Raw genomic sequence first — 26,095 nt, 5'->3', positions numbered from 1 at the left:
GCAGAATGCGAAACCGCTTTCCTGCCGCTGGAGCGCCGTGCTTCCTCTTGGACGCACAAAGGACGCTCTCCCTCTTTTAGTCTCCGCATCGTGTTAGCCGTTCAGAATGTCGGCGGCGTATTGATCCAGAGAAGCACGGTTTCGCCATCATGGCGGTTGCGCCAGGAATGGTCGCGGCGGCTTTCGAAATAGAGTGAATCGCCAGGCCCGAGATCGAAGAACTGATCGCCGTCGAGCACCAGTTCGAGCCGGCCGGACAGAACATGCATGAATTCCTCGCCCTCGTGGCGATAGGCGCCTTCGCTGGCAGCGCCCGGCGCCAGCACGAAACGATGGCAGTCCATCATCCTGCGGCCTTCGGCAAGGAGCTGCACCGTGACACCCGGCGTTGTTTCCGGCCACTTGCGCCATTCGCCGGCGCGCACCAGCACCGGCACGTCCCCACTTTCTTCGCCGGAAAGGCGGGAGACGGTGGTGCCGTAATATTCGGCAAGATCATGCAGCGTCTTGAAACTGACGCCCTGTGAGGTGCGCTCCAGCGTCGAGAGCGTCGACGAGGTGACGCCGATGTCGCCGGCCACCTGATCGAGCGTCTTGCCGCTCGCATGGCGCAGGCTGCGCAGCTTGCGGCCGAGGCCGGAGTCCTGGCTTGCCTCGGCGCCATCGGCGGAAGGCTCCTCGCTCTCCAGCGCCTCGCGAATTGCTGCGGGATTAAGGCCCCGCTCGACACGATACCAGGAAATGCGCTTTAGCCGCGCCACATCGTCGGCGCTGTATTGCCGATGGCCGGTTTCCGAACGGCCGGGAACCACCAAGCCCTGGCTTTCCCAGAGGCGCAGCGTCGAGGCCGACACGCCCGCCAGCCGCGCGGCTTCCGCCACCTTGTAGCGCACACGCCCGTTATCGTTCATACGCCAATATCCCTGATTCCAATCGCCCTAAAGCTTTCATCAAAAAACGTGATGTTTGAAGCAAAAAATGCCGCTTGTTTTCTTGCAGGAAAAATGTAGGTGTTTTGTATGCATCTTGCAGAAAATATACAAGATAGTTTTCAACCCTTTTCAGCGGAGGAGCCATCGATGAACGCGATAAGCCTTACGGACCGGAAGAACGCCGCTATTTCACGCGGCGTCGGCATGACGACCCAGATTTATGCGGATCGCGCAGAGAATGCCGAGATCTGGGACAAGGAGGGCCGCCGTTACATCGATTTCGCCGCCGGCATCGCCGTTCTCAATACCGGCCACCGCCATCCTCGGGTCATCGCAGCGGTCAAGGACCAGCTCGACCGCTTCACCCATACCTGCCATCAAGTGGTTCCCTATGAGAGCTACGTACACCTTGCCGAACGGCTGAACGCGCTGCTGCCTGGTGATTTCGAGAAGAAGACGATCTTCGTCACGACGGGCGCCGAAGCGGTTGAGAACGCCGTCAAGATCGCGCGTGCCGCCACCGGCCGCTCGGCCGTCATCGCCTTTGGCGGCGGCTTCCATGGCCGCACCTTCATGGGCATGGCGCTGACCGGCAAGGTCGTGCCCTACAAGGTCGGCTTCGGCGCCATGCCTGGCGACGTGTTCCATATTCCCTTCCCGGTCGAGCTGCACGGCGTCACCGCCGATCAGTCGCTGGCGGCACTGAAAAAGCTCTTCGCCGCCGATGTTGATCCGCAACGCGTCGCCGCCATCATCATCGAGCCGGTACAGGGGGAAGGTGGCTTCTACTCCGCACCCGTCGCCTTCATGAAGGCGCTGCGCGAGCTCTGCGACCAACACGGCATCCTGCTGATTGCCGACGAGGTGCAGACCGGTTTTGCCCGCACCGGCAGGATGTTCGCGATGGATCATCACGAGGTGGCGCCCGACCTGACGACGATGGCAAAGAGCCTGGCCGGCGGCTTTCCGCTCGCCGCCGTCACCGGCCGCGCCGAAATCATGGATGCGCCGGGACCGGGCGGGCTCGGCGGCACCTATGGCGGCAATCCGCTCGGTATCGCAGCCGCCCATGCCGTGCTCGACGTCATTGTCGATGAGGATCTCTGCAACCGGGCCAACCAGCTTGGCGGACGGCTGAAGCAGCGGCTCGAATCGTTGCGCGAGACGGTGCCCGAGATCGTCGATATCCGCGGGCCGGGCTTCATGAATGCCGTCGAATTCAACGACCGGACGACCGGACTGCCGAGCGCGGAATTCGCCAACCGGGTGCGGCTGATCGCGCTCGACAAGGGCCTGATCCTGCTCACCTGCGGCGTCCACGGAAACGTCATCCGCTTCCTCGCGCCGATTACCATCCAGGACGAGGTCCTCGGCGAAGCCCTCGATATTCTCGAAGCCTCGATGCTGCAGGCGAGCGCGGGCAGTTAAGCGCACCGGAACCGGATTTCAATGGCCGCCGGCAACCGGCGGCCGCACTCCCAAGGAGGATATGACATGGCTTTCACCACCGCACTGACCAAGCACGTTCCCTTCTCCTCGCCCCTGCTGCGCGATGCCGGCTATATCGACGGGGTCTGGACATCAGGAGATGCCACTCGGACTTTCGACGTGCTGAACCCGGCGACCGGCGAGCTGCTCGCCTCGCTGCCCGATATGGGCGCGGCCGAGACGCGGACGGCGATCGATGCGGCTCATGCAGCCCAGCCGGGTTGGGCGGCCCGCCCGGCCAAGGAGCGCAGCGCGATCCTGCGCAAATGGTTCGACCTAATGGTCGCCAACGCCGACGAACTCGCGGCGATCCTGACCGCCGAAATGGGCAAGCCGTTCCCGGAAGCGCGCGGCGAGATCCTTTACGCCGCGGCCTATATCGAATGGTATGCGGAAGAAGCCAAGCGCATCTACGGCGAGACGATCCCCGCGCCTTCCGATGATAAACGGATGATCGTCATCAGGCAGCCGGTCGGCGTCGTCGGCACGATCACGCCGTGGAATTTCCCGGCGGCGATGATCACCCGCAAGATCGCTCCGGCGCTTGCCGTCGGCTGCACGGTGGTCTCGAAGCCCGCCGAACAGACGCCGCTGACGGCGATCGCACTTGCCGTACTCGCCGAGCAGGCCGGCATTCCGGCCGGCGTCTTCAACGTCATCGTCGGGGTCGACGGCCCGGCAATCGGCCGCGAGCTCTGCGGCAACGAAAAGGTGCGCAAGATCAGCTTCACCGGCTCGACGGAGGTCGGCCGCATCCTGATGCGGCAGTGCGCCGACCAGATCAAGAAGGTGAGCCTTGAGCTCGGCGGCAACGCCCCCTTCATCGTCTTCGACGATGCCGATCTCGACGCTGCCGTCGAGGGTGCTATCGCCTCCAAATACCGCAATGCCGGCCAGACCTGCGTCTGTGCCAACCGCCTCTACGTCCAGTCGAACGTCTATGACGCCTTCGCCGCCAAGCTTGCCGCCAAGGTCGCCGAGATGTCGGTCGGCGACGGCTTCAAGCCGGGTGTCGTCATCGGGCCGCTTATCGACGAGCAAGGCCTTGCCAAGGTGGAGGACCATGTCAGCGACGCGCTTGCCAAGGGCGCCAAGGTGCTGACCGGCGGCAAGCGCATCGACGGCGCCGGCACCTTCTTCACGCCGACGGTGCTGACAGGCGTTGCGCGCGGCATGAAGGTGGCGCGCGAGGAGACCTTCGGGCCGGTGGCGCCGCTCTTTCGCTTCGAGACGGTCGAGGACGTCATCAACCAAGCCAACGACACGGAGTTCGGCCTCGCAGCCTATTTCTACGCCGGCGATCTGAAGAAGGTCTGGCGGGTGGCGGAAGCGCTGGAATACGGCATGATCGGCATCAATACCGGCCTCATGTCATCCGAGACGGCGCCCTTCGGCGGTATCAAGCAATCCGGCCTTGGCCGCGAAGGCTCGCGGCACGGCGCCGACGACTATCTGGAAATGAAATATCTCTGCATCGGCGGCGTCTAATTGATCATCCTAGCGAGACGGGCACGCGGCATTGCGCCGCGTGCCGTCAATAATGCGGCGGGCGGGTGATGCCAGGCGCTTCCAATGACTGCTCTTCCAGCGACAGGAAGCGTTCGGTGAGCCGGTCGAGCTTGGTGCGCATCTGCTCGACCGTCTTCCATTGCTCGGTGAGCTGATCGGAAAGCTCTTCGATGGTCTTTGCCTGGTGGGCCAGCATTTCTTCCAGCTGGGTGATGCGGTTCGTCTCGTCGGACATTAGAGCCTTTCCGGGTTAGATTGCAGCATTCTGCCGGAGCAGGTTTTCGTCAGGGCAGAGGCGATTGGCGAAGGGCATACCCCTTGGTACGTCCGAGCCGATCGCCTTTGCCCTGGCGGAAAGATGCCCGGCCCTTCGGGTTGGCTGAAACGGGCCGCCTGCTCGACCGGCCGGCTTGGTCGTAGAGCCGGGCTACGACGCGCGCCGGCCGGTCGACCATCCGACTCCGTTTGAGCCAACAGAATGCTACAATCTAACCCGGAAAGGCTCTACATCTTCCTTTGCCGAAACCGGCAGAACAGATGGTTCTGCAAAGCGGAAATAGGCCGCCGCGTCAATGCTTTCCATGCCCGGCGCGGCCATGCGCAAAACTGTACCGTTTGGTTACTAAAAGACCTTGCCGTGCCTGATGTTGTGGGGTAGGCCGTTATCCATCTGGGAGGAATACTGATGGATGCAGGAAACGGCTTTCTTCATCCGGACCGGCTTTTTCCGGCTGATCCGGCAACACGGACCATCGCGCGAGACCTCTACGAGACGGTGCGCAATCTTCCGATCGTCAGCCCGCACGGGCATACCGAACCGTCCTGGTTCGCCGACGACAAGCCCTTTGAAGATGCGGCCTCGCTGCTGGTCATTCCCGATCACTATCTCTTCCGCATGCTGCACAGCGTCGGCGTCACGTTGGACGAGCTCGGCGTGCCGCGGCTCGACGGCAAGCCGGTGGCTGAGGGACGGGCGATCTGGCGGACCTTTGCCGCGCATTATCATCTGTTCCGCGGAACGCCTTCTAGCCTCTGGGTCGACCACGCTATGTCGGCCGTGCTCGGCTGCACCGAGCCGCTGACGGCTGACAATGCCGATGCGCTCTACGACCATATCAATGCCCAGCTTGCCCTTCCCGAATTCCGCCCGCGGGCGCTGCATCAGCGATTCGGCATCGAAACGATCGCGACGACGGATGGGGCGCTCGATCCTCTGGCGCATCACCAGAAGATGGCGGCCGACGGATGGATCGGCAAGGTGCGCACCACCTACAGGCCGGACAGTGTCACCGATCCCGACGCCGTCGGCTTCCGCGACAATCTCGTCAAGTTCGGAGAGATCACCGGCACTGAGGTGACGCGTTGGGACGGCCTTATCGAGGCGCATCGGCGCCGACGCGCCTATTTCCGCCAGTTCGGCGCCACCGCGACCGATCACGGCGTGCCCACAGCCTTTACCGCCGACCTGCCACTTGCGGAAAAGCAGGCGTTGCTCGACAAGGCGCTGAAGGGGCCGCTTTCGGCCGAGGAGGCCGAACTCTTCCGTGGCCAGATGATGACCGAGATGGCCGGGCTTTCGGCCGAGGACGGCATGGTGATGCAGATCCATGCCGGCTCCAGACGCAACACCGACCGCGGACTTTTCTCGACCCGCGGCCCCAATATGGGCGCCGATATCCCGACAAGCACCGACTGGGTCGGCGGCCTGAATGCGCTGCTTTCCAGATACGGCCACGCACCGGGTTTGCGTGTGCTGCTCTTCACGCTCGACGAGACGACCTATGCACGCGAGCTGGCGCCGATGGCTGGCCACTGGCCCTGCCTGATGATCGGCCCGCCCTGGTGGTTCTACGACAGCCCGAACGGCATCCGCCGCTACCTCGATCAAGTCGTCGAGACGGCAGGTTTTGCCAATATGGCGGGTTTCAACGACGATACGCGCGCGCTGCTTTCGATCCCCGCGCGGCATGACGTCTGGCGCCGCGAAGTCTGCCGCTTCCTTGCCCAGCTTGCCGCCGAGCACCGGATTTCCAGGCGGGAAGCCGAGATCGTCGCGGGCGAGCTCTCCTATGGCAGTGCAAAGAAGGCCTACAAGCTGTGACCGAACGACTGAAGACCCTTTCCGGCCTCGCCCCGACGGCGAAGCTTCCCGCCTATGACCGCAACCAGCTGAAAAGCGGCATCCTGCATCTTGGGCCAGGCGCCTTTTTCCGCGCGCATTTCGCGCCGTTTACCGATGCCGCACTTGCCGTAGAGGGCGGAGACTGGGGCATAGAGGTGGCAAGTCTGCGCACTGCTGATGTCGCCGATCACCTTAACGAGCAGAACGGCCTCTATACGATGCTGATCCGCGATACGTCGGGCACGGTGGCGCAGGTGATCGGTCCCATTCTGCGGGCACATGTGGCGACACGCGATCCGGCAGGACTGCTCGACCGGCTTGAAGATCCGGCGATCCGCATCGTCAGCCTGACGGTGACGGAAAAGGCCTATGGCATGGATACCGCGACCGGAGGGCTCGACCTCAACCATGCCGACGTGGCGGCCGACCTCGCCAACCGCCATGCGCCGCGCGGCGTCATCGGTTATCTGGTCGAGGGACTTTCCCGGCGACGGGCGAAGGGCATCGCCCCCTTCACACCGCTCAGCTGCGACAATCTTCCGAGCAACGGCGCAGTTTTGAAACGACTGGTTCTCGATTTTGCCGAACGCGTCGACCCCTCGCTTCGTCAATGGATCGAGGCAAATGTGCCCTTCCCCTCGACCATGGTCGACCGCATCACGCCGGCGAGCACCGAGGCGACCTACCAGGATGCCGAACGGCTGACCGGACGGCAGGATCTGGCGGCGATCGAGACCGAACCCTTCACGCAATGGGTAATCGAGGATCATTTCGCCAATGGCCGGCCGGCCTGGGAGAAGGCCGGCGCGCTGATGGTCACGGATGTTTCGGCCTATGAGAAGATGAAGCTCCGGATGCTGAACGGCGCGCATTCGCTGCTCGCCTATCTCGGTTATATCGGCGGCTATGAATTCATCCGTGACGTCATGGACGATGCCGGCCTGGCAGCCCTTGCCTACCGGCACATGCATGCGGCCGCAAGAACGCTCGATGCGGTTCCCGGCATCGACCTCGATGACTATGCCAGCGAATTGATAGCGCGCTTTGCAAACAAGGCGATCGCGCATCGCACCTATCAGATCGCCATGGACGGCACGCAAAAACTGCCGCAGCGGCTGCTGGAACCGGCAACCGAGGCACTGGCGCATGGCGACAAGGCAGAGACCTATGCGATCGCCGTTGCGGCATGGATGCGCTATGCGATCGGCGAGCACGGCAACGGCGAGCGCTATGAACTGCGCGATCCCCGTGCTGGTGAAATCGCCGCTCTCATCGCCGATGTCCCGCGCACCGGCCTTGCGATTTCGGCGGCTCTTTTCACCCTTCCAGGACTTTTCCCAGCGGCTTTGACAGGAAATCGGGCGTGGACGCAGGACGTCTCCGACAAGCTGGAGATCCTGATCCAGGACGACCGTCTGCCGCTATTCTAGACCCGGCTACGCCTTTACCCGCGCCATATCCGAATCGTAGAGCGGCGACAGCGAGACCTTGCAGGGGATGCGTTCCCGCGCGACATCAAGCTCATAGCTGCCGGAGAGAACGAAATCCTCCGTCACGCCGTCGGGATTGCGGACGTAGCCGTAGCCGATCGGCTTGCCCATTGTGTAGCCGAAGCCGCCGCTCGACAGCCAGCCGACGCGCTTGCCGTCGCGATAGATCGTTTCGCGGCCGAGCAGCACCGCGTCCGCATCCTCCGGAATGAAGCAGGCGAGGCGCTTCTTCACCCCGCCCGCAAGCTGCCGTTCGATCGCCTCGCGGCCGCGGAACGGAATATTCTTCCGCATCTTCACCGCCCAGCCGAGACCGGCTTCAACAGGCGTATGATCGGGACCGATATCCGACCCCCAGGCGCGATAACCCTTTTCCAGGCGGCAGCTCTCAATGGCGCGGTAGCCGGCATTGACGAGGCCGAGCTGACCACCCGCGGCCATCAGCACGTCATAGACCGTGGTCGCATATTCAATGGGAATATGCAGTTCATAGCCGAGCTCCCCGACATAGGTGATGCGCAGCGCCCGCACCGGGCAACCTGCAATGCCGATGGTCCTGACCTTGCCGAAGGGGAAGGCTGCATTCGAGACGTCGCTGCCCGTCACCTTTTCCAACACGGCGCGGGAATTCGGTCCCATCAGCGACAGCACGGAATAGGCAGATGTGACGTCGACCAGCTCGGCATGCATCGCCGCCGGGATATTGCGTGCGATCCAGTCGAAGTCATGGGTGGCGAAGCCGGTACCGGTGACGATGTAATATTCGTTCTCGGCGATGCGGGCGACCGTCACGTCGCATTCGATGCCGCCCTTGTCGTTCAGCATCTGCGTGTAAATGAGCGACCCTACAGGTCTTGCGACATCGTTGGCGGCGATCCAGGACAAGGCTGCCTCGGCATCCCTGCCCTTCAGCACGAATTTGGCAAACGACGTCTGGTCGAAGATGACGGCCGCTTCACGCACGGCCTTATGTTCGCGGCCGACGGCGTCGAACCAGTTTTGCCTGGTGTAGCTGTAGATATCCTTCGGCTCCTCGTTGGCGAAGAGATCGGCAAACCAGTTCGGCCGTTCCCAGCCGAGCTTTTCGCCGAAACAGGCGCCCTGCGCCTTCAGCCGGTCATAGAGCGGTGATTTGCGGCAAGGGCGGCCGCTCGAATGTTCCTCGAACGGCCAGGCCATGGTGTAATGTTTGCCATAGGCTTCGAGCGTGCGCGTGCGCACCCAGTCAGTATCGAAATGCGGCCGGCCGAAACGGCGGATATCGACGGGCCAGAGATCATAAGGCGGTTCGCCCTTCGTCACCCATTCGGCAAGCGCCATGCCGGCGCCGCCGGCCGAAGCAATGCCGAAGGCGTTAAAACCGGCGCCAACGAAGAAATTCGTCAGCTCGGGTGCCTCGCCGAGAATGAAGTTACCATCCGGCGTGAAGCTTTCCGGGCCGTTCAGCAGCTGCTTGACGCCGACGTTTTCCAGCGCCGGAATGCGGCCGAGCGCCTGTTCCATGATCTGTTCGAAATGGTCGAAATTGCTGTCCAGCAGCGTGTAGTGGAAACCTTCGGGAATGCCGCTTTTCGCCCAGGGAATGGGGTTCGGCTCATAGCCGCCCATGACGATGCCGCCGACCTCCTCCTTATAGTAGGTCAGGCGATCGGGATCGCGCAGCGTCGGCAGGTTGGAGGGCACGCCGAAGGATTCGGTGATGATGTATTGGTGCTCGACGGAGACCAGCGGTACGTTGACGCCGAAGCGGGCGGCGAAGGCGCGCGTCCATTGGCCGGCGCAGACGACGACGCGCTCGCATTCGATACGCCCTTGCGCCGTGATGACGGCGCGGATCTTTCCCTTGTCGATTTCGAGGTCGAGGACTTCGGTATCCTCGAAGATCGAAACGCCTGACATGCGGGCGCCCTTTGCCAGCGCCTGGGTGATGTCGGAGGGGTTGGCCTGGCCGTCGGTCGGGAGGAAGGCAGCGCCGACGAGATCGTCTGTTGTCATCAACGGCCAGAGATCGAAGGCTTCCTGCGGGGTCAGCAATTGCATTTCGAGGCCGAAGGACTGGGCGGTGGTCGCCTGGCGCCTGACCTCGGTCCAGCGTTCCTCGTTGCAGGCAAGGCGCAGGCCGCCATTCATCTTCCAGCCGGTGCCGAGACCCGTTTCCTCTTCCAGCCGCTTGTAGAGATCGACGGAATAGCCAAGAAGCTGGGTGATGTTGGCGCTGGTGCGCAACTGGCCGACGAGGCCGGCGGCGTGGAAGGTGGTGCCCGAGGTAAGCTTCTTACGCTCCAGCAGCACGGTATCGGTCCAGCCGAGCTTGCCGAGATGATAGGCTGTCGAGCAGCCGATGATGCCGCCGCCGATGACCACGGCTTTCGCCGTCTTCGGTAATTCCTTCGTCATTTATTGGTCCTGTTCAAAGGCTTGATAGGCGCGCTCGAAGCGCTCGAGATTTTCGGCCGTGTAGCCGGCGTAATCAAAATCGATGGTGGAATGAATTTCCGAAATCATGCTCCAGAGCGCCTCGCGCAGCAGCGAGGCGCATTTCATCGCGGCATAGCGCCGGCTGAGATTATCGGTCAGCGGCTGGTCGAAATAGGTCTCCAGCATCGTGCGCTCGGCCGCTTCCGAGAATTCGTTGTTGGAGGCCAATCCGCCAAGATCGAAAAGCGGCGTGTTGAAACCGGCATAGTCCCAGTCGATCAGCCAGAGCCGTTTGCCGTCATCGAGAAAGTTGGCGGCCAACAGATCGTTGTGGCCGAAGGCGATCTCGAAAGGCCCTGCCGCTTCTTCCAGCGTCTCAGCCCTGCCGATGAGCCCCGGCAGCAGAGGGAGATAGGCACTCTCCGACGCCTTCAGATTGGCGGCATAATCGCGGATGACGTGGAAGACCCAGAAGATCATCGCCTGGCCGCGGAAATGCCGGGCGATGTCGCGATGGCAGGCGCGGACGAGCGGAACGACCCGGGCGAGCGTATCAGGTGTCCTGATATCCTCCGGCGCAAGCGCTCTCGCCTCGATATATTCGAGCACCAGGACGCCCGGCGAATGGTGGATGACCGCGGGCGCAATGCCGGCTGCATGGGCGGCACGGCTTGCGGCAAGCTCGTTGTGCCTGTTGATGTGATGGATCGGAATATCGGTGCCGAGCCTGACCACGCACCGCGCGACGGCATCGCTGACCAGATAATTCCTGTTGGTGATGCCGCCTGCTATCGGCGAGATTTCGATCGGGCCCTGCCAGATGCCAAGCGCATGAATCCTATCTTCAGGCGTCATGCTTGATCCCCTTCTGCCCCTTCCGAAATGATGGGGCAGACGAGGATCTGATGTCAAGCGGCGGTGCGCTTAGATCGTCTTGCCGGCCGCGTCGAAGACGTGGCAGCGGGCCGGATCGAAGGAAGCCTTCACATTGGCGCCGCGCTCCACCTTCTGCTGGCCGTCAAGCGCGACGGTCAGGAGCTGGTTATCCGGCGTCGTAGTGTAGAGCATGGTGGCGCCGCCGAGATTTTCGACGAGATCGACGTTGACGGTCGAGAGCGCGATTGCGCCTTCGGCCAGCGAAAGATGCTCGGGACGGATGCCGAAGGTGACCTCCTCTCCGGCTCCGCCTTTCAGCCGGCGCGGCAGGCGAACGGAATTGCCGCAGACATGGATGCTGGTTTCGGTCTCGCCGACCTGCTCGATGCGGGCCTTCAAAAAATTCATCTTCGGGCTGCCGATGAAACCGGCAACGAAGCGGTTGGCCGGGTTGTTATAGAGATCGAGCGGCGCGCCGACCTGCTCGATGCGGCCGGAATTCAACACCACGATCTTGTCGGCCATCGTCATGGCTTCGACCTGGTCATGGGTGACATAGATCATCGTATTGCCCAGGCTGCGATGCAAGCGGGAGATCTCGACGCGCATCTGCACGCGCAGTTCGGCATCGAGGTTCGACAGCGGCTCGTCGAACAGGAAGATACGCGGCTCGCGCACGATGGCGCGGCCGATGGCGACACGCTGTCGCTGGCCGCCGGAGAGCGCCTTCGGCTTGCGCTCCAGCAGCTTCTCGATCTGCAGGATCTCGGCGGCGCGCTTCACCTTCGGCTGGATATCGGCCTTCTTGTAACCCGCCGTCTCCAGGCCGAAGGCGAGGTTCTTGTAGACCGACATATGGGGATAGAGCGCATAGGACTGGAAGACCATGGCGATGCCGCGCTTGGCGGGCGCCACCTCGTTCATGCGTTCGTTGTCGAGCAGCAGCCCGCCGCCGGTAATCTCCTCGAGACCGGCGATCATGCGCAGAAGGGTCGATTTTCCGCAGCCTGAGGGACCGACAAAAACGACGAATTCGCCGGGATCGATCGTCAGATCGATGCCATGGATCACATCCAGCGAGCCGTAGCGCTTCTCGACCTTCTGAAGAACGACACTGGTTGCCATCTTCTCAAAACCCTCTCTTCTTATTTTATCGGTTACTTCGTTCTTGCGCGCCAATCGGCGTATTTCGGACTGTCGGGACCGACCGGCAGCGGCACGTCAGCGCCGCTGTCGGAAGACTGGTAGATGGCGGTGACGAGTTCCAGCGCCCGGCGCGCGTCCCAGCTCGTTACCGGCAGCGGCGCATGGCCACTCAAAAAGGCATGGAACTGGCCCATCTGCGTGGTGAAACGCGGCGCGACCGGCTGCCAGTCGCCAACCACCCGTTCGATCTTTTCCCGCACGTCGTCATTCGCGGCGATGATCTTCCAGGGGTCCTTGCCGGGGGTATAGGGTTCGTGGCTGCTTTCGAAAGTGACGTTCTCGAAGTGCAGCCTGAGCCGGCTAATCTGCTCCTGCGAACCAAGCGTGCAAGACAGCGAGACAAAGGCGCCGTTTTCCATCAGCAGGCTGGCGGAGGCACAATCCTCGACCTCGATATCGTTGACTCGGGTGGCGACGCGGCCGAAGACCCTTGCCGCCGGACCCATCAGATGCATGAGCATGTCGTGCAGATGCAGGGCATGGGTGACGAGCACGCCGCCAAGCTCCGTCGCCCATTTACCGCGCCAAGGCACAGCGTAATATTCCGGCTTGCGCAGCCAGAAGGTTTCGACCGAAGCGGTATAGGGCTTGCCGGCAATACCGGCGTCGATGATCCGCTTGGCCTTCTGAATGCCGTCACCGTAACGATACTGGAAGATCGGCATCAGCACGCCTTTGGCGGTCTTTTCCGCTTCCATGATGGTATCGACGGCGGCAAGCGAGCCTGTCAGCGGCTTTTCGCAGACGACATGTTTACCGGCAGCCAGGGCCGCGACCACCTGTTCCAGATGGATGCCGGGAGGGGTGCAGATATCGATGATGTCGATCGTGTCGTCGGCCAGCAGTTCCGCAAAAGAGGTGGTGCGCCGTTCGATGCCGAACTCGTCGCCGACCGCCGCCATGCGCTGCTCGTTCAGGTCGCAGATCGCCACGACCTTGAACTTATCGGAATGCGGCAGGTAACCTTCGACGATGTGGGAGCGGCCGATACCGCAACCAATGATCGCCACCGTCCTGATGCTCATGTCGCTCTTTCCCGTTATCGCCATCAACGCTTCATACCCGTCGTGGCGATGCCCTCGATCAGCAGGCGCTGGAAAAACAGGAAGAAGAAGAACACCGGCACGAGCGTCAGGGTCGACATGGCGAACAAACCGCCCCAATCCGATGCACTGGTGGAATCCACGAAGGTGCGCAGGCCGAGCTGGATCGTATAAGTGTTCATATCGTTCAGGTAGATCAGCGGACCGAAGAAATCGTCCCAGGTCCAGATGAAGGAGAAGATCGCAGCCGTTGCCATCACCGGCAGCGACAGCGGCAGCATAATCTTCCAGTAGATGCGCCAAGCGCTGCAGCCATCCATCATCGCCGCTTCGTCCAATTCGCGCGGGATGCCTCGGAAGAACTGCACCATCAGGAAGATGAAGAAGGCATCGCTTGCCAGGAACTTCGGCACGACAAGCGGCAGGATGGTGTTGACCCAGCCGAGATCGAGAAAGAGCACATATTGCGGGATCAGCGTCACGTGATAGGGGATCATCAACGTGCCGAGCATGATCGCGAACCAGAAGTTCCGGCCGACAAAACGCAGCCGCGCAAAGGCGAAGGCTGTCAGCGAACAAGCGATGACATTGCCTGTCACCACCAGCAGCGAGATGACCAGCGAATTCCAGAAAAACCGGCCGAAGCTGACATCGAGGCCGACCCAACCGCGTGCATAGGAGGAGAAATCGATCGACGACGGGATGAGCGAGGTCGACGAGAAGATCTCGTTTTCCGGCCTGACCGATGCCGAAACCATCCACAACAGCGGATAAAGCATTAAAAGTGAAGCAGCGATCAGCAGGGCGTGGATGATCAGCGACGCCGGCAGGCTGCGTTTGGTGATGTCGGATGGCGGCCTGGCCGCAGTAACGGAAGCGGTCATCTCAGTCATCGTAGTGCACCCAATAACGCGAGGTCAGGAAGGAGAAGGCGGTGAAGATCGCAATGATCACCACCAGGATCCAGGCGAGCGCCGAGGCATAGCCCATGCGGAAATTGCCGAAGGCTTCCTGATAGAGGTAGAGCGTATAGAACAGCGTCGAGTTGATCGGACCGCCGGTGCCGCCTGATATGATGAAGGCCGGCGTGAAGGCCTTGAAGGCATCAATCGTCTGGACGACGGCATTGAAAAAGATCACCGGCGTCAGAAGCGGCAGCGTGATCTTGTAGAATTGCCGGAACTTGGAGGCGCCGTCGAGGCTCGCGGCCTCATACATATCCTGCGGGATCTGGCGCAGACCGGCCAGGAAAATAATCATCGGCGAGCCGAACTGCCAGACGGAGAGCGCAACCAGCGTATAGATCGAATAGTTGGGATGCGAGATCCAGCTCGGACCTTCGATACCGAAATATGAAAGCGCGGCATTGACGAGGCCATCGCTAGCGAAAAGCTGACGCCAGAGCACGGCGATCGCCACGCTACCGCCGAGCAGTGACGGCAGATAGAAGATGGCACGATAGACCGACAGCCCGCGCAGGCCGCGGTTCAGCGCCATGGCGACCAGCAAGGCGAAGGTCAGCTTGAACGGCACCGAAAAGACGACATAGGTCAGGGTGACATGCATGGCGGCCGAGAATTTCGGATCCGCCGTGGCGATGCGCACGTAATTCGCCATTCCCACCCACCGCGGCGACTGAAGCATGTCGAAGTCGGTGAAGGAAAGGTAGAGCGAAATCAGGGCCGGCCCGAGCGTCAGCCCGAAAAAGCCGATGAGCCATGGAAGAAGGAAGAGATAGCCGGGAGCGTTGGCATTCCAGAGACGCCTGAAGCGTCCTTCAGCCACGGCCCCCTGATATCTTTCCACATTGATGGCCCCTGCGGGCGTGCGCATCGCATTGCTCATACGGGATCAGCCTCGTGCGAGAATCTGCGTGATTTCAGCGACAAGCTGTTTGCCGCCGTCGGAGGGAGACAGCTGTCCGAAGCCGACCTGTTCGGCGATGTTGCGTAACATCAGCTCACCTTCACCGGCGCCGGCCGGCGGCGGCGGCGGCAATTTGCCGGCGAGATCGCCGAGGCCGCTGACATAGGCCAGCGCAACCTTGCCGTTCTCGTCAAGCTTCGCCGCGACGACCTCGCGCATGGCGCTCGATTCCGGAATGCCGCGTTCGACATCCAGAAGCAGCGCTGCCTCGGGGTTCTTGACGAAGAAATTGACGTAGTCCACGGCCAGGTCCACGGCTTTCGACTGGGCGGAGACCGAGAAGAACATCGAAGGCTTGCGATAGTGGCCGCCCTTCGATTCCGGCTTGATGCGCATGTAGTTGGACAGCGCCAGCTTGTCCTTGTTCATTGCCTGATAGGCGACGAACTGGTTGGAATGGGCAAAACCGGCGGCCGACTTGCCGAGCGAAACCGTGTTGGTGTCGATATCGTTCTTGTCGAGAGCCTGGACATCGGCAGGAACGCAAGCGCCGGCCGCACGGAACTTGGCCCACATGTCGTACCATTCGGAGGCATCGTCCACGTCGAAGGCGATCTTGCCGTCGGCAGTATAAAGCGCCTTGCCGCGCTGACGCAGCCAGTTTTCGAACAGCGGTTCACCGCCGCTGCCGTCGGCCAAGCCGAACATGCCCTTGCGTTTGCCTGCCTTGGTGATCTCCGCACCCATGCGGGCGAACTCTTCCCAGGTGGTCGCCTGGGTCGGCAGATCGACGCCGGCCTCCTTGAAGGCGGTGGTGTTCAGGACCGTGGCGGCCGAATTCGCCCCGAGGCTGACGCCGTAGAGATGGCCGTCGACGCTGCCGCCTTCGATCTGCGCCTTGTCGAAATCGTCGAGGTTGAGTTTGGCCGGCATATAGGATTCGAGCGGGGCGAGCGCGCCGCGCCGCGCATACTGGACGATATAGCGATAATCCATCTGGATGACGTCGGGCGCGTTACGGCCGGCGACCTGGGTCGCAAGGCGCGGCCAGTAGTCGCCCCAGCCGAGGAATTCGCCGGTGACCGAGGTGCCCGGCTTCTTCGACTGATAGAGCTGCGACACCTTGTTGGTGCGATCCGCGCGCGGCTGCGAGCCCCACCAAAGGAGACGCAAGCGCGTTTCCTGTGCCAAAGCGCTGGTTCCCATCGCCGAGAGCGAAAGAAGCGTCGCTCCTCCCGCAACGAAATTACGTCTGCTTACAAGGAATGTCATTTCTTTTCCTCCTCCAAAGGGAAGCGCCTCCACACGCTTCCGGACCTAGTTACCCTTGCATAAATAACTAATTGGTTACAAGCTACGGGCAAAGCGGCGAGCGTGTCAAGCGGGTGTCGCTCGCGGGCCTTTCAAATTCGGTTTTTACAATTTCGCACCGAAGGCTTATGAGCGCAACATGTGAAGGCGGAGGTGGAGAAATGAACGACAGCGGCGAGAACGGGGAAAAGAAAAGGTCTCGGCGCCCAGCTACGGAACGGACGGCCCAACGCGATCCGGAGCGGACGCGCGCCGCGATCCTTGACGCGGCGACCCGGGAATTTGCCGAGAACGGCATGGGCGGGGCTCGTGTCGACGCCATCGCCGAGCGCGCCGGCACCAACAAGCGAATGCTCTATCATTATTTCGGCGACAAGGAGCAGCTCTACCTCAGAGTGCTCGAAGAGGCCTATGTCGGCATCCGCACCGCCGAACGCGCGCTCCATATCGGCGACCGCAGCCCCGAGGAAGGCATCGGCGAACTGGCGCTCTTCACCTGGCGTTACTTCCTCCAACATCCGGAATTCCTCAGCCTGCTCGGCACGGAAAATCTGCATCGGGCCCGCTGGCTGCGCCAGTCCGTCCGGCTCAAGGAACTGCATTCGCATCTGATCGGCGAGCTTTCGGACGTGCTCGAGCAGGGAAAGAAGCAGGGGGTCTTCATCGAGACCGCCGATCCCCTGCATGTCTACCTGACGATCGCGTCGCTCGGCTATTTCTATCTGTCCAACCAGTACACGCTGTCGACGATCTTCGGCCGCGACCTGATCGAGCCGACCCATCTCAATGCCTGGGAAAGGCATATCGTCCACGTCACGCTCGCCTCGATCAAGCGCTGAATCTCGAAATTCGGATTTGACTATTGACAGCCGAGCTGCTCTTCTGCCATCAAGTAACTGTTTAGTTACCGGCTCGGGAGGACCGGACGAGGATGCCCGCTCCCGCCGCAAAAATCTGCTGGGAGGAAAAAATGGCACGCTTGGGGATCATCTTGCACGGCGTCACCGGCCGCATGGGTTACAATCAACACCTGGTGCGTTCGATTCTCGCCTTCCGCGACCAGGGCGGCATTGCGCTGAAATCGGGTGAGAAACTCGAGATCGACCCGATCATCGTCGGCCGCAACGGCGCCAAGATGGAAGAGCTGGCGAAGAAGCACGGCATCAAGCGCTGGTCGACCGATCTCGATGCGGCTCTCGCCAATCCTGACGACACGATCTTCTTCGACGCCGGCACGACGCTGATGCGAGCCGAGCTGCTGTCCAAGGCGCTCGATGCCGGCAAACATGTCTATTGCGAAAAGCCGATTTCCGACGATCTACAGGTGGCACTCGACCTTGCCCGCAAGGCGCGCGGCTCCGGCCTCAAGCATGGCGTCGTGCAGGACAAACTCTTCCTGCCCGGCCTGCGCAAGCTGGCGCTGCTCAGGGATTCCGGCTTCTTCGGCAAGATCCTCTCGGTGCGCGGCGAATTCGGCTACTGGGTTTTTGAAGGCGATTGGGGCGTGCCGGCCCAGCGCCCGTCCTGGAACTATCGCAAGGGCGACGGCGGCGGCATCATCCTCGACATGCTCTGCCACTGGCGCTACGTGCTCGACAATCTGTTCGGCGAAGTCAAAGCCGTATCCTGCCTCGGCGCTACGCATATTCCGCGCCGCATCGACGAGCAGGGCAAGCCCTATGACTGCGACACCGACGATGCGGCCTATGCGACCTTCGAGCTCGAAGGCGGCGCGATCGCGCAGGTCAATTCCTCCTGGGCCGTCCGCGTCCGCCGCGACGACCTCGTCACCTTCCAGGTCGACGGCACGCATGGTTCGGCCGTCGCCGGCCTGACGAAATGCTGGAGCCAGCACCGCGTCAACACGCCGAAGCCGGTCTGGAACCCGGACCAGCCCCAGACGATCGACTTCTACAAGACCTGGGATGAGGTTCCGGACACGCAGGCCTTCGAAAACGGTTTCAAGGCGCAGTGGGAAATGTTCATCCGCCATGTCGTCGAAGACGCGCCGTGGCCCTATGGCCTGGAAGCCGGCGCCAAGGGTGTGCAGCTTGCCGAACTCGGGCTGAAATCCTGGGCCGAGCGTCGCTGGCTCGACGTTCCCGCACTGGAGTTCTGAGCCGTGACGACGATCAATCTCCCTCTCGACGGCAAGATCGTTCCCTACACGCTGACCGGCACGCCGATCGCGCTAGCCAAGCGCGACGCCAAGGCCTTTCCGCGCATCGCCTTTGCCGCCGCCCATGTCGTCGCCGATCCGCTCGCCGACAACGATCCGTGGCTGACGCCGGCGATCGATTGGGAGCGCACCCTCGCCTTCCGCCACCGGCTCTGGGATCTCGGCCTCGGCGTTGCCGAAGCGATGGATACGGCGCAGCGCGGCATGGGCCTCGGCTGGCCGGAAGCGCGCGACCTCATCCGCCGGGCGCTCAGTGAGGCGGCCGGCCGCAAGGACGCGCTGATCGCCTGCGGCGCCGGCACCGACCATCTGACCCCGGGACCCGACGTCACTGTCGACACCATCCTCAGAGCCTATGAAGAGCAGATCGAAACCGTGGAGGCGGCCGGCGGCCGGATCATCCTAATGGCAAGCCGGGCGCTTGCCGCTGCCGCCAAAGGCCCGGACGACTACATCCGCGTCTATGACCGCATCCTTCGCCAGGTCAAGGAACCCGTCATCATCCATTGGCTCGGCGAAATGTTCGATCCGGCGCTTGAGGGTTACTGGGGCAACCGTGATCATATCCAAGCCATGTCCACCTGCCTCGAGGTGATCGAGGCCCATGCCGACAAGGTCGACGGCATCAAGATCTCGCTGCTCTCCAAGGAGAAGGAAGTGGCGATGCGCCGGCGGCTGCCGAAAGGCGTGCGCATGTATACCGGCGACGATTTCAACTATGCCGAACTGATCGCCGGCGACGAAGAGGGCCATTCCGACGCACTGCTCGGCATTTTCGATGCGATCGCTCCGGCTGCCTCGGCAGCGCTGGAAGCGCTCGGCCGCAAGAGCAACCATGAATTCTTCGATCTGCTGGAGCCGACCGTGCCGCTGTCGCGCCACATATTCAAGGCGCCGACCCGCTTCTACAAGACCGGCGTCGTCTTCCTCGCCTATCTCAACGGCCTGCAGGATCATTTCGTCATGGTCGGCGGCCAGCAGAGCACCCGCTCGCTGACACATCTGGCCGAACTCTACCGCCTGGCCGACAAGGCCCGGGTTCTCGCCGATCCGGAACTCGCAACGGCGCGCATGAAACAGGTGCTTGCCGTCCACGGCGTCAACTGAAGCACGGGCTGCTGCATAATTTTGTCCTTAAGTCGGAACCGATTTGAGGACAAAATTATGCAGCAATTCAAAGTGCTACATCGTCCTTTGGGCGTCTGAAGAGACGCGCGGCGCCGTAGTGATGGGAGGAGAATGACATGCAGGTCGAAGGACTTTCGATCAATCTGGCGACGATCCGCGAGCAATGCGGTTTTGCCGAAGCCGTCGATATCTGCCTGAAACACGGCATCACTTCGATTGCGCCGTGGCGCGACCAGGTGGCCAAGGTTGGTCTCGACGAGGCGGTGCGTATCGTCAAGTCGAACGGCATCAAGCTGACCGGCCTTTGCCGCGGTGGCTTCTTTCCGGCGGCGAACGATGCCGACTGGCAGAAAAACCTCGACGACAACAGGCGGGCCATCGATGAGGCGGCAGCATTTTCCGCCGATTGCCTCGTGCTCGTCGTCGGTGGCCTGCCTGATAGTTCGAAGGACATCGTTGCCGCCCGCCAAATGGTGTTCGACGGCATCGCCGCCGTGCTGCCGCATGCGCAGGCTGCCGGCGTGAAGCTCGCCATCGAACCGCTGCATCCAATGTATGCCGCGGACCGTGCCTGCGTGAACACGCTCGGTCAGGCGCTCGATATGTGCGAACAACTCGGGGAGGATGTCGGCGTTGCGGTCGATGTCTATCATGTCTGGTGGGATCCCGATCTTGCCAGCCAGATCGCCCGCGCCGGGCGCATGAAACGCATCTTTGCCCATCACATCTGCGACTGGCTGGTGCCGACAAAGGACATGCTGCTCGACCGCGGCATGATGGGCGATGGTGTGATCGACCTCAAAGGCATAAGACGGATGGTGCAGGCCGCCGGTTTTTTCGGCGCTCAGGAGGTGGAGATCTTTTCGGCCGAAAACTGGTGGAAACGCCCGGCCGAAGAAGTGATCGCCACCTGCGTCGAGCGCTTCAGAAGCTGCTGCCAGGCTGATTTTCATTAAAAGTTTCATCACGCATGCAGGAGGATCATTCGATGGAGAAACGCCGTTTTGCCCTGATCGGTACGGGAAACCGCGGCACCACCATGTGGGGCAAGGATCTGCTTGCCGGCTGGCGCGAGCATGTCGACCTGACCGCCATCGTCGAAAAGAATTCGCTGCGCGGCGAGCGCGCCCGCAACATGATCGGCAGCAATGCGCCGCTCTACGAAAACATCGATTCGATGCTTGCTGAGCAGAAGCCGGATCTCGTCATCGTCTGTACGCCCGACCATACGCATGACGATATCGTCGTGCGGGCGCTGGAGTCCGGCATCGATGTCATTACCGAAAAGCCGATGACGACCTCAGTCGAAAAGATTCGCCGGATTCTGGATGCCGAAAAGCGCACTGGTCGCCGGGTCGACGTATCCTTCAATTATCGCTATGCGCCGACGGCGGCGAAGATCAAGGAATTGCTGAATGCCGGCGAGATCGGCCGGGTCACCTCGGTCGATTTTCATTGGTATCTGAACACCAAGCACGGCGCGGATTATTTCCGCCGCTGGCATGCCTATACGGAAAATTCCGGTAGTCTGTTCGTCCACAAGGCAACGCATCATTTCGATCTGCTGAACTGGTATCTCGACAGCGATCCCGATGCCGTCACCTCCTTCGCCGACCTGCAGAATTACGGCCGCAAGGGCCCGTTCCGCGGCCCGCGCTGCAAGCTCTGTCCGCACGCGCATGAATGCGACTACTACCTCGATCTTGAGGCCGATCCTTTCCTCGATTCGCTTTACGAGGATCCCTCGAAGATCGACGGCTACTTCCGAGACGGCTGCGTCTTCCGCGAGGACATCGACATTCCTGATACGATGGTGGTGTCGCTCCGTTACCGCAACAACGTCCATGTCTCCTATTCGCTGAACACCTTCCAGCCGATCGAGGGCCATCACCTCGCCTTCAACGGCACCAAAGGGCGCATTGAGCTTCGCCAATATGAGGCCCAGCCCTGGGAAGAGCCGAAGGAGGACACGATTCTCCTCATCCGCAATTTCCCTGATGGCAAGGAGGCGGTGGAGCGCATCGTCGTTCCGCATTTCACAGGCGGCCATTACGGCGGCGACGACCGGATGCGCAACATGATCTTCAAGACCGATATGGAAGACAAGCTTGCGCAGCGCGCCGGCACGCGGGCGGGCGCCATGTCGGTGCTCTGCGGCATAGCCGCGTTGACGAGTTCGCGCACCGGCAAGGTGGTCAACATTGCCGATCTGATGCCTGAACTTGCCAATGACGGTTCGCCAAATTCGCTGAGGACGTCGCGCTGATGCTCTTCGATAGAGCATTTCCGCTTTTTCTCAGAATCACGGAAACGCTCTATCGCTTTGTTTTTACGCAATTCCGGACGCAAAACCGCTGCGCACTTTTGCTGGAATTGCTCTAAGCCGCTCGACGCACCTCAGGCGATATTTTCGAGATTTGCCCGGTGGATCTGGTAAAGCAGCGGCTGGCCGGTCACGAAGCGCTCTATCTCATCCACCGCCATCTCCCCGAGGCGTGCCCGTTCCAGCCCGATGGCGCCGGCAATATGCGGCGTCAGAAACACGTTCGGCAGATCGTAGAAAGCAGACCCTGCCTCCGGGATTTCCGGATCGGTGACGTCGAGGACCGCGTCGATACGACCGGTCTTGAGCGCTGAAAGCAAGGCCGCCTCATCGATGAGAATGCCGCGTGCCGTGTTGATGAGCGTCGCGCCATCCTTCATCAGCGACAGCCTTCGCGCATCGATCATATGCTGTGTCGACGGCAGCGACGGCGCATGCAGGGAGACGATATCCGCCTGCCGCATCAATTCGTCGAGATCGGCCTTTTCCGTTCCGAGGCCGGCCGCCTCGGTGGCATCAAGCGTCGGGTCGGCGAGCAGCAGTCTATAGTCAAAGGGTTTCAGGAGCTCGATGACGCGCCGGCCGATACGCGAAGCGCCGACGATGCCGACGGTGCGGCGGTAATTTCCGATCGCTTCGCGCTGCATCGGATGGGTGCGGTTGCGGTTTCGGTCGGCGACGTAGAGATCGCGGAAACGGAAAACGCGCTTGCCGGCGAAGATGATCGCCGCCAGCGTGAATTCGGCCACCGGCACGGCATTGGCCTCGGCCGAATGACTGACCGGGATACCCGCTTCGAAGATGGCGTCGTCGATGACGCCTTTGACCGTGCCCGCGGCATGGACGATGAACTTCAGATGCGGCGCTGCGGCGAGAATTTCAGGCCCGACATAGGGCCCGCCCCAGCCGGTGATCAGGATTTCGGCTTGAGCCAGCAGACGGCTCGCCCGCTCGTCGTCGAAGCGTTGCAGCGGCTTGGAATCCAGCAGGCGACCAATACTACTCAGCCGGCGCAGAACCTCATCCGGCAGGACATGCTGCGTGCGCGACGGTTGCATGGCAAGGATAATGGCCGGCTGGCTCATGGCATTTGTCCGGGCGCTTCGATGGCGCTGACTGTCACGCCCTTTTCTCTCACCAGGGCCTCCAGCGTTGCAATATCAGGCGCTTTCGGCGGTCTCGTCCATGCAGACGAGACGGCAGCGGGATCGTCAAGTGCCAGCACTGCCGCCACCAGGATGGTTTCACCGGCCGGTATCTGCCCGCGCAGCTGCGGCACGAGGGTTTTCGCGACGATCACATTGGTGTTGGGCATTGCCTTTTGGACAAGCCCCGAACGTTTGACCGAAGAGCCGAGATCGAGAATGCCGGTGAAATCGCCTTCGCCGATCGCATAGGCAACCCCACCCGAAGCGGACAACGTATCCAGCTCGAAATCCCGGCGGCCGATGGCAAATCCGCCTTCGGCAATTCGTAGCGGCCGGCTTGTCCCGATCCTATGGAGGCGGATATGCCAGGGTGCAGCGGGCACGAGCCAGGTTTCAACGTCGACATCGGCAAAAGGCGACCATTTCGCGTAAAGCACCTCGCCTGCGAGCCTGGCTTCCTCATTCGTTTCGCGGACGCGGTAGTGCAGGCCGTCATCGCTGAAGGCAAGCGCTGAATCGAAGGCGGCAAGCGCAAAGGCACGCTCATCGGCCTCGACACTGAAGCCGTAGCGGGCTGAATAAGCGAACTTCGCGTATTTTTCCGTGCCGCACCGCATCTGCAGGTTTTCCTGGCCTGAAGACAGTGCCACGACATCGCCGCCCGCCCGCATGATCACCATGCCGGGATGGCGCTGGGGGACGACATCAGGAGCCGGCTCCGGCACTTTTTCCTTCGCCGTCCAGAATGGGTGATCCTCAGCAATCGCCAGCGGCAGGAAGGCCTTGAAGGCCCAATAAGGGGAGCCCGCGGAATTGTAGCTCTCCGACATCAGCAGGTTCGGATAGCCGAAGCCGATCGACAGTACGCCGTCGCGATCGGCAATCGGCTTGTCCTTCCACCAGCGCAGATGCTGCAGGCAGAGATGCTTGACCTCGCCCCAAGGCAGAGCCTCGAGATCGGCGAAGGCGAGCGCCGACCAGAAGCCGGCGCAGGCAAAGCGATAGGTCAGGCTGCGGCCGAAGGGGATCGTCGCCCCGTCAGCGGCAAACCAGTGCCGGAAATCCTGGGCGAAGAGGACCGCGCGCTCGCGGTAGCGCTTTGCATAGTCGTCGTCGACGAGCTTCGAATAGATCAGGCCATAGAAATGCATGGCGAAGGGAATGTAGTGGTCGATACGGCGCACGTTTCCGTCGCGATACCAGCCGTCGCCGATATAAAAGCCTTCGAGTTCCTGCAGATATTGCCGCGTCAGGCTGCGATCGAAATCGGCGCCGAGACGATCGAGCGCGATATCGACAAAGATCCGGAAGAATTTCCAATTGTTGTCGGCATAGTCGAACTGCCTGGCATGCTTGAGATAGGCAACGACATTGCTGCGGGCGCGCGCATCGAGCGGCTCCCAGATCTTTTCGGGCACCAGAGCCAGGGCAAAACCGAGAGCGGCAAGCTCGACCATCCGCTGATCGCGGCCATTCACCGTTCCCCAATATTCGGGATGGGCGGGATCGGTGCCGTTTGCGAGACCTTCGGCGAAACGATGCCAATGGGCGAAGTCGCCGTTGCCGGCGCCCAGCGGCGCCAATCCCCAGAGCGGACGAGCGAACCCTTCGAGATCGGCCGCCGCCCGATCGAAATGGGCGCCTCCGCCATTAAGCGTGACGCGGGCATTACCATTCGAGAAACAGGCAAGCAGCGGATCGAAGAGCGCAAGCAGGGCGCGGCTCATATCGGCGCGGGTTTCCAGCGGATTACCTGCGAGCGGGTTGGCGCTGGCGGGATCATAGGTCATCGGCATCACTCACGGGTTCTAGAGCATGATGCCGAAAAGTGTGAGCGGTTTTCGGACGACATCACGCTCTAACTATTTAATTTAGAACAGGATTCAGATTTTAGGCTTGGCCTAAATCATCCTGTTCTAGGCGTTCGGAACGGTCCCTCCCGGAATGGGAACGACCGCCTGGCAGATGTGGCGCGCAGAGGCCGTCCTGTTGCGGAAACGGGACAGCATCAGCGAAACGGCTTCGCGCCCAAGGGCGGCGCGGTCGACACGCATGGTGGAAAGCTGCGGATTGGTCATCAGCGCGCAAGGCAGATCGTCGAAGCCGACAATCGCGAAATCCTCCGGCACACGCAGGCCGGCCTCGGTGACGGCTTCGAGCACGCCGACGGCGATGAAATCATTCATGCAGAAGGCCGCGGTAAAACCAGCGTTCTCGGCAAGTGCTTCTGCCGTGCGCTCATGCGCCTCTCGGCTGGCGCTGCCTTGAAGGGCAAGGGACACGAGACGGCCCTCGGCGCCGGCGACGGCGGCGATCGCCGCCTCGAAACCGCGCACGCGCTCCCGGATCGTATGGCGGTGAGAGCCGCTCAGATGCAGGATGCGGCGATGGCCGGCCTTTATCAGCCGGTTGGTCGCCTCATAGGCGCCAAAGAAATTAGCCGGCGAAACGCCGTCGAACTGCATCCTCGGATCGGTGCCGTTGACAAGAACCGTGGGGGTCATGCTGGTTTGCAGCCAGTCGCGCAACATCTCGTTCGGATCGATACCGACGAGAAACAGACCTTCAGCGCTCGCAGTCTGCATATAGTCGCGCACGGCATCCGGCGTGGTTCGGTCCTCGCGGACCAGCCGGACTTCGAAAGGCATGCCCGCCTCGGCAGCGCCGGCACGCAGGCCGTCGACGATCGCTTCATAAAAGACGCTGAGAGTGCCGGTGACGCCGTCGCTGGCAATCAGTGCCAGTCCCCCTGCAACGGTTTCGGAAGCCGGCTTGACGGGATAACCGTTCTCCGCCGCCACCTTCAATATCTGGCGGCGCACCGTTTCGCTGATACCAGGTTCGTTGGCGAGCACGCGGGATACAGTGGAGACCGAGACGCCGGCCAATGTGGCTATATCGGCCTGACGCGGCCGTCTGATTTTTTGGTCGTTCATAGGGCAAGCATTATGCAAATAATGCAAATTTGCAAGAAAATGATTGGTTCTTGCAATAAAAGTTTTTTTGCGTAGTCTATTTGCTGAATTGCCCCGATAACGCCATTGGAGGATGGCAGT

21 protein-coding genes are annotated in these 26,095 nt (G+C 61.6%); 9 read left to right on the top strand and 12 right to left on the bottom strand.

From position 1 onward, the window contains the following. Positions 1–101: 101 nt before the first annotated feature. On the bottom strand, positions 102–911 hold the full coding sequence (locus tag RLCC275e_RS22235) for a MerR family transcriptional regulator (RefSeq protein ID WP_033181066.1): 810 nt from the start codon (positions 909–911) through the stop codon (positions 102–104). Between the two features lie 168 nt (positions 912–1,079). Here RLCC275e_RS22235 and RLCC275e_RS22230 point away from each other — a divergent pair, with 168 nt between their 5' ends. Both RLCC275e_RS22230 and RLCC275e_RS22225 read left to right on the top strand, forming a co-directional pair. Continuing rightward, on the top strand, positions 1,080–2,360 hold the full coding sequence (locus tag RLCC275e_RS22230; protein WP_033181065.1) for a 4-aminobutyrate--2-oxoglutarate transaminase: 1,281 nt from the start codon (positions 1,080–1,082) through the stop codon (positions 2,358–2,360). A gap of 66 nt (positions 2,361–2,426) precedes the next feature. Then, positions 2,427–3,908, top strand: a complete 1,482-nt coding sequence (locus RLCC275e_RS22225; protein WP_033181064.1) for an NAD-dependent succinate-semialdehyde dehydrogenase — start codon at positions 2,427–2,429, stop codon at positions 3,906–3,908. Positions 3,909–3,954: 46 nt separating this feature from the next. Here the strand turns inward: RLCC275e_RS22225 and RLCC275e_RS22220 are convergent, their stop codons facing one another. Beyond that, the gene (locus RLCC275e_RS22220) at positions 3,955–4,164 is read right to left on the bottom strand and encodes a SlyX family protein (protein WP_033181063.1); all 210 of its coding nucleotides are present in this window, start codon (positions 4,162–4,164) and stop codon (positions 3,955–3,957) included. A gap of 450 nt (positions 4,165–4,614) precedes the next feature. Here RLCC275e_RS22220 and uxaC point away from each other — a divergent pair, with 450 nt between their 5' ends. Both uxaC and RLCC275e_RS22210 read left to right on the top strand, forming a co-directional pair. After that, the gene (uxaC, locus tag RLCC275e_RS22215; protein WP_033181062.1) at positions 4,615–6,030 is read left to right on the top strand and encodes a glucuronate isomerase; all 1,416 of its coding nucleotides are present in this window, start codon (positions 4,615–4,617) and stop codon (positions 6,028–6,030) included. After that, positions 6,027–7,481 (top strand): mannitol dehydrogenase family protein, encoded by a 1,455-nt coding sequence (locus RLCC275e_RS22210; protein ID WP_033181061.1) that lies wholly within the window; start codon positions 6,027–6,029, stop codon positions 7,479–7,481. Before uxaC ends, RLCC275e_RS22210 begins: the two co-directional genes overlap by 4 nt. A 6-nt stretch (positions 7,482–7,487) precedes the next feature. Here the strand turns inward: RLCC275e_RS22210 and RLCC275e_RS22205 are convergent, their stop codons facing one another. From RLCC275e_RS22205 to RLCC275e_RS22175, 7 genes are all read right to left on the bottom strand, one after another. After that, positions 7,488–9,938, bottom strand: a complete 2,451-nt coding sequence (locus tag RLCC275e_RS22205; protein ID WP_130707904.1) for a GcvT family protein — start codon at positions 9,936–9,938, stop codon at positions 7,488–7,490. Beyond that, a complete protein-coding gene (locus tag RLCC275e_RS22200; protein ID WP_033181059.1) occupies positions 9,939–10,814 on the bottom strand; it encodes a phosphotransferase in 876 nt (291 codons plus the stop codon). It lies immediately after the preceding gene. A gap of 69 nt (positions 10,815–10,883) precedes the next feature. Further along, a complete protein-coding gene (locus RLCC275e_RS22195) occupies positions 10,884–11,960 on the bottom strand; it encodes an ABC transporter ATP-binding protein (protein WP_012759619.1) in 1,077 nt (358 codons plus the stop codon). A gap of 32 nt (positions 11,961–11,992) precedes the next feature. Then, positions 11,993–13,090 carry a Gfo/Idh/MocA family protein gene (locus RLCC275e_RS22190; protein ID WP_171816917.1) on the bottom strand — a complete coding sequence of 366 codons (1,098 nt, stop codon included), beginning with the start codon at positions 13,088–13,090 and terminating at the stop codon, positions 11,993–11,995. After that, the gene (locus RLCC275e_RS22185) at positions 13,090–13,977 is read right to left on the bottom strand and encodes a carbohydrate ABC transporter permease (protein WP_026157525.1); all 888 of its coding nucleotides are present in this window, start codon (positions 13,975–13,977) and stop codon (positions 13,090–13,092) included. Before RLCC275e_RS22185 ends, RLCC275e_RS22190 begins: the two co-directional genes overlap by 1 nt. Continuing rightward, a complete protein-coding gene (locus tag RLCC275e_RS22180) occupies positions 13,970–14,929 on the bottom strand; it encodes a carbohydrate ABC transporter permease (protein ID WP_003555743.1) in 960 nt (319 codons plus the stop codon). The genes RLCC275e_RS22185 and RLCC275e_RS22180 overlap by 8 nt, the downstream gene beginning before the upstream one ends. Positions 14,930–14,935: 6 nt before the next feature. After that, positions 14,936–16,222, bottom strand: coding sequence for an ABC transporter substrate-binding protein (locus RLCC275e_RS22175; RefSeq protein WP_033181057.1), 1,287 nt, complete (start codon positions 16,220–16,222; stop codon positions 14,936–14,938). Between the two features lie 200 nt (positions 16,223–16,422). Between RLCC275e_RS22175 and RLCC275e_RS22170 the strand changes: the two genes are divergently transcribed. The 5 genes from RLCC275e_RS22170 (at position 16,423) to RLCC275e_RS22150 (ending at position 21,834) form a co-directional block, all read left to right on the top strand. After that, complete coding sequence (locus RLCC275e_RS22170) at positions 16,423–17,100, top strand: TetR/AcrR family transcriptional regulator (protein WP_033181056.1); 678 nt, start codon at positions 16,423–16,425, stop codon at positions 17,098–17,100. Between the two features lie 131 nt (positions 17,101–17,231). Further along, on the top strand, positions 17,232–18,380 hold the full coding sequence (locus RLCC275e_RS22165; protein ID WP_033181055.1) for a Gfo/Idh/MocA family protein: 1,149 nt from the start codon (positions 17,232–17,234) through the stop codon (positions 18,378–18,380). A gap of 3 nt (positions 18,381–18,383) precedes the next feature. After that, positions 18,384–19,547, top strand: coding sequence for a dihydrodipicolinate synthase family protein (locus tag RLCC275e_RS22160; protein WP_033181054.1), 1,164 nt, complete (start codon positions 18,384–18,386; stop codon positions 19,545–19,547). 137 nt (positions 19,548–19,684) lie between these two features. Continuing rightward, positions 19,685–20,524, top strand: coding sequence for a sugar phosphate isomerase/epimerase family protein (locus tag RLCC275e_RS22155; protein WP_033181053.1), 840 nt, complete (start codon positions 19,685–19,687; stop codon positions 20,522–20,524). A gap of 32 nt (positions 20,525–20,556) precedes the next feature. Then, positions 20,557–21,834, top strand: a complete 1,278-nt coding sequence (locus RLCC275e_RS22150) for a Gfo/Idh/MocA family protein (protein WP_033181052.1) — start codon at positions 20,557–20,559, stop codon at positions 21,832–21,834. 131 nt (positions 21,835–21,965) lie between these two features. Here RLCC275e_RS22150 and RLCC275e_RS22145 read toward each other — a convergent pair whose 3' ends face one another. From RLCC275e_RS22145 to RLCC275e_RS22135, 3 genes are all read right to left on the bottom strand, one after another. After that, positions 21,966–22,976, bottom strand: a complete 1,011-nt coding sequence (locus tag RLCC275e_RS22145; protein ID WP_033181051.1) for a hydroxyacid dehydrogenase — start codon at positions 22,974–22,976, stop codon at positions 21,966–21,968. Next, a complete protein-coding gene (locus tag RLCC275e_RS22140) occupies positions 22,973–24,829 on the bottom strand; it encodes a DUF2264 domain-containing protein (protein WP_033181050.1) in 1,857 nt (618 codons plus the stop codon). The genes RLCC275e_RS22145 and RLCC275e_RS22140 overlap by 4 nt, the downstream gene beginning before the upstream one ends. 126 nt (positions 24,830–24,955) lie before the next feature. Further along, the gene (locus RLCC275e_RS22135) at positions 24,956–25,975 is read right to left on the bottom strand and encodes a LacI family DNA-binding transcriptional regulator (protein ID WP_033181049.1); all 1,020 of its coding nucleotides are present in this window, start codon (positions 25,973–25,975) and stop codon (positions 24,956–24,958) included. Positions 25,976–26,095: the final 120 nt, after the last annotated feature.

The sequence above is a fragment of the Rhizobium brockwellii genome, from assembly GCF_000769405.2.
Classification (GTDB): Bacteria; Pseudomonadota; Alphaproteobacteria; order Rhizobiales; family Rhizobiaceae; genus Rhizobium; species Rhizobium brockwellii.
The sequence above is the reverse complement of the archived record's forward strand: the minus strand, read 5'-3'. Positions and strand labels throughout refer to the sequence as shown.